Here is a 12,782-nt window from a genome sequence, read left to right as displayed (position 1 = left end):
CGGTGTGGGTACCTCATGGGGGTGAAGCGACCGACGATCTGGCTGCCCGGCGGGGTGCGCATCCCGCCCGGACTCTCGCTGCTCCTGGCAGTGGGGTGGTCGTTCGGCGCGCTCGCCTGGATCCTGATGGCCTTCGACGGCGGCGCCGTCGAGTGGGTGCGGCTCGCGTCGGCGTCGGCCGGGCTGCTGCTGGCCGGCTACTTCTGGGCCCTGTACGCCCACGTGAACCGCCTCAGGCGCTGAGGCACCCCGCACTCGGGCCGGGGCAGCGTTGCCCTCGTCCGGATACACCGAAGGCCACCGCCGCGGCGGTGGCCTTCGGTGTATCCGTGTCACTGCGCGTGCGTCGGGCTCCCCGTCGACCTGGACGTGCCCGTTGTGGTGGGCGAGCCTGCGGTGCTGGTCCCGCCGCCTCCGCCGGTCGTCGTCGTGGTCGGCGGTGGGTCGTCCGTCGTCGTGGTCGGCGGCGGCGGGGTCTTGGTCGTCGTGGTGGGTGTTGTCTTCGTCGTCGTGACCGGGGGCGGGTTGCCCGTGTCGTCGCGCGGGGGCGGCGGGGGCGGCGGGGCCTGGGTGACCACCGTCGTGGTGGTCTTGCCGTCCGGGCTCACGGACACCACCGTCGTCGGGGCGCTCGACGACGTCGGGGACGACTCCGTGGTCGGTACACCGCCGACCGTCGAGGGGCCGCTCGCCGGGGTGCTCGGCACGGTCTGCAGGCCGGCCTGCGACGTGCCCTGGCCGCCGGTGCCCCCGGTGCCGCCCGCGGTGCCGGCGGGGTCCGGTCCGGCGAGCTCGGCGACGGCGGCGAACGCGGTCGCGACCACCAGGCCGGCGACCCCGAGCACGACGTAGCCGGTGCGGTTCGGTTTGCTGCTCTTGGGCGGCGCGGTGTCGATCCTGGTGATCCGAGAGCTCGAATCCGACCCGTCGGGGCGGGGCATACAGGCTCCTTGGGATTTCGGGGAGAGCGGTCGAGGCCGGGTGATCGGGGCACGGCGCCCGCGGCGGGGGAGCGACCTCGGCGGCGAGGTTATCACCGGCGTGCGGGTATTCGCCCAGGTAGTGGGCTTGATCAGTTACTGTGCGCGGTCAGTTGACCCGAACGGGAGGAATGGCGTGGGTGGGGAAGAAACGCACACCCGGGTGACGGCGTGGGTTCGCGGTCGCGTCCAGGGTGTCGGTTTCCGCTGGTGGACGCGCAGCCGCGCGCTCGAACTCGGGCTGGTCGGGAGCGCGAGCAACCTCGCCGACGGCCGTGTTGAGGTCATAGCGGAGGGTAGTCGATACCACTGTCAGCGGCTGTTGGCCGCGCTGCGGTCAGGAGAATCACCCGGAAGTGTGGAGACCGTCGTCGAGCGCTGGTCCGAGCCGAAAGGCGGGCTCAGCGGCTTCGTCGAGCGGTAGCTCCCGGCCTTGGTACATCCGGGGCGCGTGGGACGCAGGAGGTTGCTGAGCAAGCGCGCGCTGTGCTAAGGCGCGCCGATGAGGGGGCGCGTCCGGCGGTGCCCGGGAACCCCCGGGTAGCCTGGGACGATTGAATCGCCAGTACCGGCAGCCAGAGGGGTCAGCACCCAGTGCACCTGAAAAGCCTGACGCTCAAGGGCTTCAAGTCCTTCGCTTCGGCCACCACGCTGCGCTTCGAGCCGGGCATCACCTGCGTGGTCGGGCCGAACGGTTCGGGCAAGTCCAACGTGCTGGACGCGCTGCGCTGGGTCATGGGCACCCAGGGCGCCAAGGACCTGCGCGGCGGCAAGATGGAGGACGTCATCTTCGCCGGCACCGCGGGCCGCGCCCCGCTCGGCCGCGCCGAGGTCACCCTCACCATCGACAACGCCGACGGCGCGCTCCCCATCGAGTACGCCGAGGTGTCGATCACCCGCCGGATGTTCCGCGACGGCGCGAGCGAGTACGAGATCAACGGCGACCGCTGCCGCCTGATGGACGTCCAGGAGCTGCTGTCGGACTCCGGCATCGGCCGCGAGATGCACGTCATCGTCGGGCAGGGCCAGCTCTCGGCGATCCTCGAGTCCAAGCCCGAAGAGCGCCGCGCTTTCATCGAAGAGGCCGCCGGCGTCCTCAAGCACCGCAAGCGCAAGGAACAGACCCTGCGCAAGCTGGCCAACATGCAGGGCAACCTCGACCGCCTCGGCGACCTCACCACCGAGCTGCGCCGCCAGCTCAAGCCGCTGGGCAAACAGGCCGAGATCGCCCGCAAGGCCCAGTCGGTCCAGTCCGAGCTGCGCGACTCCCGCCTGCGCCTGCTGGCCGACGACCTGGTCACCCAGCGGGGCACGATCGAGCGCGACGAGGCCGACGAGAAGACCGCCCGCCAGCGCCGCGCCGAGGTCGAGCAGACCCTCGAGATCGTCTCCGCCGAAGAGACCGAGCTGGAGTCGTCGCTCGCCGAGGACGCTCCGCTGCTCCAGACCGCCCAGGAGACCTGGTACAAGCTGTCGGCGCTGGCCGAGCGCCTGCGCGGCACCGTCCGGCTCGCGATCGAGCGCCAGCGGCACCTCTCGGCCGACGTCGCCGCGCACACCGGCGGCCGCGACCCCGAAGAGCTCCTCGAAGAGGCCGAGCGCGTCGCCGAGCAGGAAGAGGAGCTCAACGAGGCCGTCATGGCGGCCCGGGAGCTGCTCGCCGAGACCGTGCTGCGGCGCGAAGACCTCGAACAGCGCGTCCAGGCCGCCGAGCGCGCGCACTGGGCCGCCGTCCGCGCCATCGCCGACCGCCGTGAGGGCATGGCCAAGCTGACCGGCCAGGTCGAGGCGCTGCGCAGCAAGAACGGCGCCACCACCGACGAGATCGACCGGCTCAGCGTCTCCATCGAAGAGTCCGCCGAGCGTGCCGAAATGGCCGTCGAAGAGCTCGAAGTGGCCAAGGCGGAGGGCGGCGTCGAGGAGTCCGACGACTCCGGCCTGATGGACCGTCACGACCGCGCGGTCGAGGCCAACAACGCGGCCAAGGCGCGCGTCGAAGAGCTGGTCAAGGCCGAACGCACCGCCGAGCGCGAGATCGCGTCCGAGAAGGCGCGCGTCGAGGCGCTGTCGATGGGGCTGCGGCGCAAGGACGGCGCGGGCGCGCTGCTCGGCGCGTCCCACGAGCTGCCGGGCCTGCTCGGCTCGGTCGCGGCGCTGCTGACCGTCGAGCCGGGGCACGAGGTCGCGCTGGCCGCGGCGCTGGGCCCGGTGGCCGACGCGATCGCCGTCACCGGCGGCGAAGACGCCCTGCGCGCGCTGAAGTACCTGAAGGACACCGACTCCGGCCGTGCGGGCATCCTGCTCGGCGGGCCCGAGTCCACTGTGGACACCTACTCGTGGCCGTCACTGCCGGAAGGCGCGCGCTGGGCGCGTGAGGTCGTCACGGCGCCGGCGCAGCTGCGGCCCGCCGTCGAGCAGGCCCTCGACAAGCTCGCCCTGGTCCGCGACCTCGACTCGGCGCGGCACCTGGTGGCGGTGCACCCGGACGTCCGCGCGGTCACCGCCGAGGGAGACGTCTTCGGCGCCCGCTGGGCGATCGGCGGCTCCGGCAAGCGCGAGAGCGTGATCGAGGTCCAGGCCGCCGTCGACGAGGCGGGGGAGCGGCTCCGGACGGCCGAGCGTTCGCTGGAGCGGTACGCGGCCGAGCTGGAAGGCGCCCGCGCCGAGCAGCAGGCGCGTCGTGAAGAGGTTTCCCAGGCCAAGGACGCCCTCGGCGACGCCAAGGTCCGCAAGGCCCGTTCGTCGGAACGGCTCAGCCGGCTGCAGCAGGCGGCCCGCCAGGCTCAGGCCGAGGTCGAGCGGCTCACCGGGCAGCGCGCGAAGGTCGAGCAGAGCCGCGTGCAGGCCCTGGCCCAGCTCGCCGAGCTGGAGGAGCGGCTCGCCGCCGTCGCCGAGCAGCCGGTCGAGGACGACCCGGACACCGCCGAGCGCGACGCGGCCGCCGAAGAGCTGGCCGTCGTCCGGCAGGAGGAGATGGAGGCGCGGCTCGCGCAGCGCACCGCCGAGGAGCGGGCGCGCAGCATCGCGGGCCGGGCCGAAGGCCTCCGCCGCGCCGCGCACGCCGAGCAGCAGGCCCGTGAACGCGCCGAGCGCGCCGCCACCGCCCGCAAGCGCGGCGCCGAGATCGCCAACGCCGTGGTCAACGGCGGTGAGATCGCGCTGGAGCGCATCGAGCACTCCGTCCAGCGCGCGGCCGCCGAGCGTGACCAGGTCCAGGCCCGCCGCCAGACCCGCGAGACCGCGCTGACCGGCGTCCGCGCCAAGGTCCGCGAGCTCACCGGCGAGCTGGAGAAGCTGACCGACGCCGTGCACCGCGACGAGGTGCTGCGCGCCGAGCAGCGGCTGCGGCTGGAGACCCTCGAAGCCAAGATCGCCGAGGACTTCGGCATCGGCCTCACCGACCTCGTCCAGGAGTACGGCCCGGACGTCCCGGTCCCGCCGAGCGCGGGCGAGCTGGCCGAGTACGAAGCGGCCAAGGACCGCGGCGAGGACGTCACCCCGCCGCCGCCGATGCCCTACGACCGCGACACCCAGGCCCGCCGCGCCAAGCGCGCCGAGAAGGACCTTTCCCTGCTGGGCAAGGTGAACCCGCTCGCGCTCGAGGAGTTCGCGGCGCTGGAGGAGCGCTACAAGTTCCTCTCCACGCAGCTCGAGGACCTCAAGGACACCCGCAAGGACCTCGAAGCGGTCATCAAGCAGGTCGACGAGAAGATCCTCGAGGTCTTCGCCGGCGCGTACGCGGACGTCGCCCGCGAGTTCGAGACGGTGTTCAGCGTGCTGTTCCCCGGCGGCGAGGGCCGGATGGTCCTCACCGAGCCGGACGACCTGCTGAGCACCGGCGTCGACGTCGAAGCCCGCCCGCCGGGCAAGAAGGTCAAGCGGCTTTCGCTGCTGTCCGGTGGCGAGAAGTCGCTGGTCGCGGTCGGCATGCTGGTCGCGATCTTCCGCGCCCGGCCGTCACCCTTCTACGTCATGGACGAGGTCGAGGCCGCGCTCGACGACACGAACATGCGCCGGCTGATCGGGCTGCTGGAGCAGCTGCGCGACTCCTCGCAGCTGATCATCATCACCCACCAGAAGCCGACGATGGAGATCGCCGACGCGCTCTACGGCGTGAGCATGCAGGGTGACGGCATCACGAAGGTGATCTCGCAGCGCCTGCGCACCGCCGACGACGAACCCGTCGCGGTCGGCTGAGCTGACACCAAAAGGGCGGCCGCACTCGCTGGTGCGGCCGCCCTTTCTTGTCACATCTCGTCTTCACGCGGCGCGCGCTCGTCCAGGGACTGGCTAGCCGGCCACCCAGAAGGCGTAGTCGGCCGTGTAGCGGACCGCCGTCTGTGCGCCATCCGTGCAGGTCCCGGCCGGCGCGAGCCCACCCCGCGTGTTCAGCCGCTGGACGTAGGTGACCTTGCCGAAGATCCCGTCACCGGTGTTGAGGTTCGCCTTGAGCAGCACCGCGGGGATCGCGCCCTCCCGCGGGGAGGTCGCCACCGCCGTCGCGCCGACCGTGCTGCCGTCCACGATGGACGTCCACACCGGACCCTTGCTGTGCAGCGCCACCGGCTTGCCGTGCTTGGACAGCACCGCCGCGGGCTGGATCAGCGTCCACGCGCCGGCGGTGCAGCCGTAGATCTGCACACCCTCGGCCGGGTAACTCGCCAGCGCCACGTTTCCGGCCGGGACCTTGATGGCGTCCGGCACCTTCGCGCCCGCCGGCGTGGCCGAAGCCGTCGCCGCGCCGCCGAGCAGCAGGGCGCCGATCGCGAGCGCCACCGTCATCCGCTTCATGAAGTCCACCTTCGAAATCCTCCCGCCGCTTCTCGGCGGGCTCCCGAACACCGACACGGGCGCCCGCCGGAAACGGTTCAGAAGGATCAGGCGGCGGGAACCTCTTCCGCCGGCGGAACCGCGTCGGCCTCGGCCGCCTTCGGGTCCGGAGTCCGGTGACGCAGCGAGAGCAACCCGCCCACGACCAGCGTGATCACCACACCGAGGAGCGTGTACCACGGGTACGCGAGCGCCACCCGGTCCCCGGCCGCCTTGCTGAAGTCGATCCCGATCAGGCCACCGGTCTTCGCGCTGAACTTCACGCCGAGGATGACGAACGCCATCACCACGACCGTGGTGACGAACGCGATGATCGCGTCCACCTGCCGCGCCTTCTTGATCAGCAGGCCGAGCAGGAACGACCCGAGCAGCGCGCCGTAGGTGTACCCGGTGATCGCCAGGCCGAGCTCGATCACCGAGTTCTTCGTGGTGGAGAACAGCGACGCGAACACCGCGAACACCACGGCCCAGATCAGCGTCCACATGCGACCGTGCTGGAGCAGCTTCGAATCCTCCGGCGAGCGCTTGGTGAACCGCTGGTAGAGGTCGGCCACGGTCGACGTCGAAAGCGCGTTGAGCGCCGAGGCCAGCGCACCCATGGTCGAGGCCAGCACACCCGCGATGAGCAGGCCCGACACCCCGACCGGCAGGTCGTCGATGATGAACCGGGAGAACACGTCGTCCGGGCTCTGCAGGCCGAGCTGCGCCACCGACTTACGGCCGTTGAACACCCACAGCATCGCCCCGACCAGCAGGAACAGCGCGAACTGGATGGTGACGATGATGCCGCTGCCGATCAGCGCCTTCTGGCCGTCACGCAGGCTGCGCGTCGCCATCAGCCGCTGCGCGATCAGCTGGTCCGCGCCGTGCGAGGCCATCGACAGCGCCGCGCCGCCGAGCACCGCCGTGATGAACGCGTACGGGCTGGTCAGCAGGTTCTTCGTGAAGTCGACGAGCATGAACTTGCCGTCGTCGGACGCCTGGGTCATCCAGTCGCCGGGCAGCTTGTTCAGCAGCACGATCGCCGCCACCGCGGCACCGCCGAGGTACAGCGTCAGCTGGATGACGTCGACCCAGACGACCGCCTTGATCCCGCCGATGTAGGCGTAGATCAGCGTCAGCGCGGTCAGGATGACGACGATCACCCAGTAGTCCAGGTGGATGTTGTAGTGCCCGAGGATCACCTTGATCGGGATCGCGCCGGCGAACAGGCGCACCCCTTCGGCGAGCAGCCGGGTGATCACGAACGTCACCGACGCCGTGCCCTGCAGGCCCGAGCCGAACCGCTTGCCCAGGAACGCGTACGCGCTCACGAGGTTGCCGCGGAAGTACCGCGGCAGCAGCACGAACGCGGCGATGACCCGGCCGATGATGTAGCCGAAGGCCAGCTGCAGGAACAGGAACGCGTTGCCGAACACCAGGCCCGGCGTGCTGATCACGGTGAGCGTCGAGGTCTCCGTGGCCACCACGGACAGCATCACCGCGCCCCACGGCAGGCTGCGCTCGCCGACGAAGTAGTCGGCCGCCGACCGTTGCTTCCGGCCGACGAGCACGCCTATCAGCGGCATCGCCGCCAGGTAGACCACGATGATGGCGAGGTCGACACCGCGCATGGACTTCTCCTACTGTCTGTTCATCCGGCCTTCTCCGCGACTCGCAACCGCGTCACGGCGCCCCCCAGCGGGGCGGGAAGGATCAGTGGCCCGGCACCCGGCACGAGCGCGCCCAGCAGGCGCGCCCCGCGGGCACCGGTCGCCGACGGCACCGTACCGGGTACGCCGCACCAGGTCAGCCAGCCGAGCAGCGCGGTCAGGTACGCCTCCTTGCCGGCGCCGGGCAGGCCGAGGTCGTCGCTCGTCTTGAGCACTGCCGTCGGCAGGTTCCGGGCCAGCGCCGCCATCAAGGCCGGGTTCGCAACACCGCCGCCGGAGGCGATGACCGTCGTGACGCCGTGGCGGAGGCACTGGTCGGCGACGGTCACCGCGGTGAGCTCGGTCAGCGTCGCCAGCAGGTCGCCGGGGTCGAGCGGCGGCAGGCCGGCCAGAGCGGCGTCCAGGAAGGGCGCGTTGAAGTGTTCCTTGCCGGTGGACTTCGGCGGCGCGGCGGCGAAGTACGGGTCGGCGAGCAGCCGCAGGAGCAGGTCCGAGCGCACCGAGCCGCCGAGCGCAAGCCGTCCGTCGACGTCGCTGCGCCGCCCGGTGACGCGGTAGGCGGCCAGGTCGAGCAGGGCGTTGGCCGGCCCGGTGTCGTAGGCGATCGCCGGCGCGCCCGCGGCGACGACGGTGATGTTCGCGATGCCGCCGAGGTTGAGCGCGGCGACCGGCCGGGCGGTGTCCTCGGCCAGGCTGCGCAGCCACAGCTGGTCGAGCGTGCTCGCCAGCGGCGCGCCGTGGCCACCCGCGGCGACGTCGCGGGCCCGGAGGTCGGCGAGCACCGGCAGCCCGGTGCGTTCGGCGATCCAGGCCGGCTGGCCGAGCTGCAGCGTGCCGTGGACGGTGCCGTCCTCGACCCAGTGGAACACCGTCTGGCCCAGCGACGCGACCAGGTCCGCGGTGCCACCGGCGAGCTCGACGGCCCCGCGCAGGGCCGCGTCGGCGAACGCCTGGCCGACGCCGGTGTCGAGCCGTGTCAACTCCCCGGCGGTGCACGGGTTCGGCGGGAGTGCGGCGAGCAGGCCTTCGCGCAGCGGTTCCGGGTAGGCGATGTCGAGCTCGCCGAGCGGGGTCAGCACCACGGTGTCGTCCTCGGCGTGCAGGTCGGCGGCGGCGACGTCGATGCCGTCGAGCGAGGTGCCCGAAATCAGGCCGATCACCCGGAAGCCGTGGCTGGTGCGAATCCCCATCCGGAGGGGTTTAGTGCAGGCCCCCGGGTGACGCAACCCACGTGGTGAAGTCTTGGCCCAATCGGGATCTACATCGTTACGAATTGCCTGGGCGGACGGGGTGTCCGGGATGGTGCGGTGCGGATGAAAGGATGGGGCCGTGTCGAGCACCTGGTTCCTGTTCGTAGTCCTCGCCGTTGTTGTGCTGGTCGCCCTCCTGGTGACCGGCCTGCTGGTCGCGCGCAAGCGCCGGATCAGCCTGGACGCCCGGCGTGAGGTCGAGGAGAAACCGAAGGGCGGCAGTTACGCGGCCAGCGGCGGCATCGCGCTCGCGCCCGGGGGCACCGCCGCCGAGGTCGAGCACCCCGTCGAGGACCGGCCGGAGACCGACGGCCAGCCCGCGGTGGGCGACGACGCGGCGGTGCCGCGCGACTCGCCCCAGCGCACGGTGCGCGACGTCAAGCTGCCCGAGGCGGAAGAAGAAGCCGAGCCCGTCACCGAGGAGATCGACCCGGCGACCGGCCGCCTGGAGCGGCTGCGCGGCCGGCTGTCGAAGTCCCGGTCGGTGCTCGGGACCAGCCTGCTCGGCCTGCTCGGCGCCGGTGACCTCGACGAGGACTCCTGGCAGGACGTCGAAGACACGCTGCTGATGGCCGACCTGGGCGCGGCCACCACGAACCACGTCGTCGAGCGGCTGCGCGACGAGCTTTCCCGCCGTGCGGTGCGGAACCCGGACGAGGCCCGCGAAGTGCTGCACGAGGTGCTGACGGCGGAGCTGTCCACCGACAGCGAGCGCGCGGTGCGGGCGCTGCCGCACATCGTCGACGGCCGGAAGCAGCCCGCGGTGGTGCTGGTGGCCGGCGTCAACGGCACCGGCAAGACGACCACCACGGGCAAGCTCGCCCGCGTCCTGGTGGCCCAGGACAAGACGGTCGTGCTGGGCGCGGCGGACACGTTCCGCGCGGCGGCGGCCGACCAGCTGCAGACGTGGGCCGAGCGCGTGGGCGCGGAGGTCGTCCGCGGCAAGGAAGGCGCCGACCCGGCCGCGGTGGCGTTCGACGCGGTCAAGCGCGGCGTGGACACCGGCGTCGACGCGGTCCTGATCGACACGGCGGGCCGCCTGCACACGAAGACCGGCCTGATGGACGAGCTGGGCAAGGTCAAGCGAGTCGTCGAGAAGCAGGCGAAGGTCGACGAGGTCCTGCTGGTCCTCGACGCGACCACGGGCCAGAACGGCTTGATGCAGGCCCGCGTGTTCGCCGAGGTCATCGACGTCACGGGCATCGTCCTGACCAAGCTGGACGGCACGGCCAAGGGCGGCATCGTGTTCCAGGTCCAGCGCGAGCTGGGCGTCCCGGTGAAGCTGGTCGGCCTCGGTGAAGGCCCGGACGACCTGGCGCCGTTCGAGCCGGGCGCGTTCGTGGACGCCCTGCTCGGCTGAGCTACCAGCGCGGTTTCTCCTTGGCGGTGTCCGGGATGACGAGTCCGGACTCCGTCGTGGCTTCGGCGTCCAGGTCATCCGGATAGCGGTGTTCGGGCCTCTCCAGAGCCGTGTCCGGGATGACCATGCCGGACGCCGTGGTGGCCGGCGCGGCCGGCGACCTCGTGGGCCGTCCCGGGAGTGCGAGGGAGTCCGATCGCCCGAGGCCGAGCTGTTCGGCGAGCGCCCCGGTGGGGGCGGACGTCGTGATCCGGAGCCGGTCCAGGTGGTTGCCGGCGAGCCAGTGCCTGACCTGGCCGATTCCGCGCAGGACCGGCGCACCGCCGAAGGCGGCGGGCAGGTCGACGATCAGCGCGGAGATCAGGTAGTCGCCGCGCGGGAGCCGCAGGTGTGCCGTCTCGCCGAGCACCATCGGCAGCGCCAGTCCTCTCGGCGCGCCGTCGCCCCGGTGTGGTGCCGACTGGAAGGCCAGGATCACCGGTTGCCGGGCCGATCGGCCCGCAACGGGTGCCACGAAGACGTCGAGATCGCTGGTCGCGTCCGCCGCGGCGAGCCAGTGCCGGTGCACCGGGAGTGGTGGCTGGATGGTCCGGCGCGGCCCGTCCAAGACCCGGTCGACAGCGCGTTCGGCGAGCCGGCCGACCACCGCGCCGACCACCGCCTGGCCCAGCCGGATGAGCGATCCGGTGACCGGTTCCAAGTCGTGCCCCTTCCCTTTGCCGGCAAGAGCCACGAGACCACTCGCTTGATACAGCTACAGCCGTGACGGCGGCAGCCGGAACAACGGCGTCCCGTCCGGCTTGCGCAGGCCCAGCTGCAGGATCACCGGCGCCGTCGGGTGGTGGGCCGGGATCACCAGCGGTGACGTCCGGCGGGCCGTGACCGTCAGCCGGGACCAGCCGATGCCCTGCAGGGTCTGGCCGGATCGCTTGCGCGCCAGCGGATCGACGATCATCGCCGCGCCGAAGTAGTCGCCGCCCGGCAGGTTCACGCGGGTCGTGTGGCCGAGGACGATCGAGAACACCTTGCCCGTGCGGCTGCCGTCTTCCTGCAGCGTCAGGATCACCGGCGTGCGGGTCCGGATCGTCAGCTGGTGCCGCACGGAGATTTCGACGGTCCCCGGCGCCGACCCGCCCGGGCGCGGTGGCCACGCGGGCGGCAGGGGCGGCCCGTCGAGCGCGCGGTCGACGAGCCGGTCGAGCAGGTTCGAGGCGGCGCCCTGGGCGAGCCAGGCGAGTGCGCCACCGGTGTGCCGGTCCATGGCCGTCCCTCCGCGAAAATCGGGTGACGGGCGGGTGTACGCCGGCGCAGAATCCCGTGATGCCCGGTTGACGCACGTCCGCTCGTTCGCCTCCTCGTACCAGACGTCCCAAAGCCGTCATTCACTACGAGAGAGGACCGAAGCATGCCCATCATCCCCGGTGCGCGCGTACTTTTGCGTACCATTTCGGCAAAAGATCGCGCCCGGGTGCGCGAAATCCTGGCCACCCCGGAAGTCGCCCGCTGGTGGGGCGACCCGGACCACGAGGTCGACGGCCTGTACGACGTCGAAGCCGGCTACACCAGCTACGTGATCGAACTCGACGGCGAGGTCGTCGGGATCATCCAGAGCTGCGAGGAATTGGAGCCGCAGTACCACCACGCCGGGATCGACATCTCCGTGCACCCGGACTTCCACGGCCGCGGTCTCGGCACCGACGCGCTCCGCACGCTGGCCCGTCACCTCTTCGACCAGGGCCACCACCGCCTGACGATCGACCCGGCGGCGGCGAACGAGACCGCGATCGCGGTCTACACGAAGGTGGGGTTCCGCCCGGTCGGCGTCATGCGCGACTACGAGCGCGCCCCGGACGGCACCTGGCACGACGGCCTGCTCATGGACCTCCTGGCCGGTGAGCTGGCCTAGACCGTGACGGTGGCCTGCGAAAGGCTGGCGCCCAGCGCGTCCGCCACCCGCTGCACCGCCGGGGCGATGTGCGCCACCGCCTCGGCGGTCAGCCGGCCCGACGGGCCCGACACCGAAACCGCCGCGGGCACCGGCGCGCCCGGCACCGCCACCGCGACACAACGCACCCCCAGCTCCTGCTCGGCCTCGTCCAGCGCGTAACCCTGCGAAGCGATCCGAGCCAGCTCGACGGCGAGCGCGTCCGCGTCGGTGAACGTGTGCTCGGTGTAGGCCGGCATGCCCGTGCGGCCCAGCAGCTCACGCACGTCTTCGGCCGGCAGGTGCGCCAGCATCGCCTTGCCGACGCCGGTGCCGTGCGGCAGCAGCCGCCGGCCGACCTCGGTGAACATCCGCATCGAGTGCTTCGAGGGCACCTGGGCCACGTAGACGACTTCGTCGCGCTCCAGGACCGCCAGGTTCGCCGTCTCGCCGACCTCTTCGACCAGTTCCGCCAGCAGCGGGCGCGCCCAGGCGCCGAACTGCATGCTCGCGTTCTCGCCGAGCCGGATCAGCCGCGCGCCCAGCGCGTACCGGCGGTTGGTGTTCTGCCGGACGTACCCCAGGTCGACCAGGGTGCGGATGAGCCGGTGGATCGTCGGCATCGGCAGCCCGGACAGTGTCGCGAGCTCGGACAGGCTGGCTTCACCGCCGGTGTCCGCGAGGTGTTCCAGCAGCTCGAAGGCACGCTGCAGGGACTGGACGCCGCCATCGCGCCCGTTCTTCTCCGCTGCCACCGGTGGTCCTCCTTACGTCTGCGTTGAGCTT

The 12,782-nt window shown here is 71.8% G+C and carries 12 protein-coding genes; 5 read left to right on the top strand and 7 right to left on the bottom strand.

Annotated elements, in window-relative coordinates; all coding sequences use genetic code 11:
* Positions 1-21: 21 nt before the first annotated feature.
* Positions 22-243 carry a hypothetical protein gene (locus ACIA5G_RS27750; RefSeq protein ID WP_395928238.1) on the top strand — a complete coding sequence of 74 codons (222 nt, stop codon included), beginning with the start codon at positions 22-24 and terminating at the stop codon, positions 241-243.
* Between the two features lie 89 nt (positions 244-332).
* Here ACIA5G_RS27750 and ACIA5G_RS27745 read toward each other — a convergent pair whose 3' ends face one another.
* Positions 333-941: a hypothetical protein gene (locus ACIA5G_RS27745; protein WP_395928236.1), complete on the bottom strand. Its 609-nt coding sequence runs from the start codon at positions 939-941 to the stop codon at positions 333-335.
* Positions 942-1,116: 175 nt separating this feature from the next.
* Between ACIA5G_RS27745 and ACIA5G_RS27740 the strand changes: the two genes are divergently transcribed.
* Positions 1,117-1,404 carry an acylphosphatase gene (locus ACIA5G_RS27740; RefSeq protein WP_395928234.1) on the top strand — a complete coding sequence of 96 codons (288 nt, stop codon included), beginning with the start codon at positions 1,117-1,119 and terminating at the stop codon, positions 1,402-1,404.
* A 170-nt stretch (positions 1,405-1,574) separates the two neighbouring features.
* A complete protein-coding gene (gene smc / locus ACIA5G_RS27735; RefSeq protein ID WP_395928232.1) occupies positions 1,575-5,177 on the top strand; it encodes a chromosome segregation protein SMC in 3,603 nt (1,200 codons plus the stop codon).
* A gap of 93 nt (positions 5,178-5,270) precedes the next feature.
* On the opposite strand, the gene ACIA5G_RS27730 is transcribed toward smc, so the two are convergent.
* The 3 genes from ACIA5G_RS27730 to ACIA5G_RS27720 form a co-directional block, all read right to left on the bottom strand.
* Positions 5,271-5,771, bottom strand: a complete 501-nt coding sequence (locus ACIA5G_RS27730) for a DUF3455 domain-containing protein (protein ID WP_395928230.1) — start codon at positions 5,769-5,771, stop codon at positions 5,271-5,273.
* A gap of 86 nt (positions 5,772-5,857) precedes the next feature.
* Positions 5,858-7,423: a sodium:solute symporter gene (locus tag ACIA5G_RS27725; protein ID WP_395928228.1), complete on the bottom strand. Its 1,566-nt coding sequence runs from the start codon at positions 7,421-7,423 to the stop codon at positions 5,858-5,860.
* 20 nt (positions 7,424-7,443) lie between these two features.
* A complete protein-coding gene (locus tag ACIA5G_RS27720) occupies positions 7,444-8,652 on the bottom strand; it encodes an anhydro-N-acetylmuramic acid kinase (RefSeq protein ID WP_395928226.1) in 1,209 nt (402 codons plus the stop codon).
* A gap of 139 nt (positions 8,653-8,791) precedes the next feature.
* Between ACIA5G_RS27720 and ftsY the strand changes: the two genes are divergently transcribed.
* Positions 8,792-10,072 (top strand): signal recognition particle-docking protein FtsY, encoded by a 1,281-nt coding sequence (gene ftsY, locus ACIA5G_RS27715; RefSeq protein ID WP_395928224.1) that lies wholly within the window; start codon positions 8,792-8,794, stop codon positions 10,070-10,072.
* Position 10,073: 1 nt separating this feature from the next.
* Here ftsY and ACIA5G_RS27710 read toward each other — a convergent pair whose 3' ends face one another.
* Both ACIA5G_RS27710 and ACIA5G_RS27705 read right to left on the bottom strand, forming a co-directional pair.
* Positions 10,074-10,772 (bottom strand): hypothetical protein, encoded by a 699-nt coding sequence (locus ACIA5G_RS27710; protein ID WP_395928222.1) that lies wholly within the window; start codon positions 10,770-10,772, stop codon positions 10,074-10,076.
* A 54-nt stretch (positions 10,773-10,826) separates the two neighbouring features.
* Positions 10,827-11,333 carry a hypothetical protein gene (locus ACIA5G_RS27705; protein WP_395928220.1) on the bottom strand — a complete coding sequence of 169 codons (507 nt, stop codon included), beginning with the start codon at positions 11,331-11,333 and terminating at the stop codon, positions 10,827-10,829.
* Between the two features lie 144 nt (positions 11,334-11,477).
* On the opposite strand from ACIA5G_RS27705, the gene ACIA5G_RS27700 reads away from it, so the two are divergent.
* Positions 11,478-11,978, top strand: coding sequence for a GNAT family N-acetyltransferase (locus tag ACIA5G_RS27700; protein ID WP_395928218.1), 501 nt, complete (start codon positions 11,478-11,480; stop codon positions 11,976-11,978).
* Here the strand turns inward: ACIA5G_RS27700 and ACIA5G_RS27695 are convergent.
* On the bottom strand, positions 11,975-12,751 hold the full coding sequence (locus tag ACIA5G_RS27695) for an IclR family transcriptional regulator (RefSeq protein ID WP_395928215.1): 777 nt from the start codon (positions 12,749-12,751) through the stop codon (positions 11,975-11,977). The two genes, ACIA5G_RS27700 and ACIA5G_RS27695, sit on opposite strands and share 4 nt — an antisense overlap.
* Positions 12,752-12,782 lie beyond the last annotated feature (31 nt).

This window comes from Amycolatopsis sp. NPDC051758, from assembly GCF_044453095.1.
Classification (GTDB): domain Bacteria; phylum Actinomycetota; class Actinomycetes; order Mycobacteriales; family Pseudonocardiaceae; genus Amycolatopsis.
Note: the sequence above shows the minus strand (reverse complement) of the source record. Positions and strands in the feature narration are given on the sequence as shown.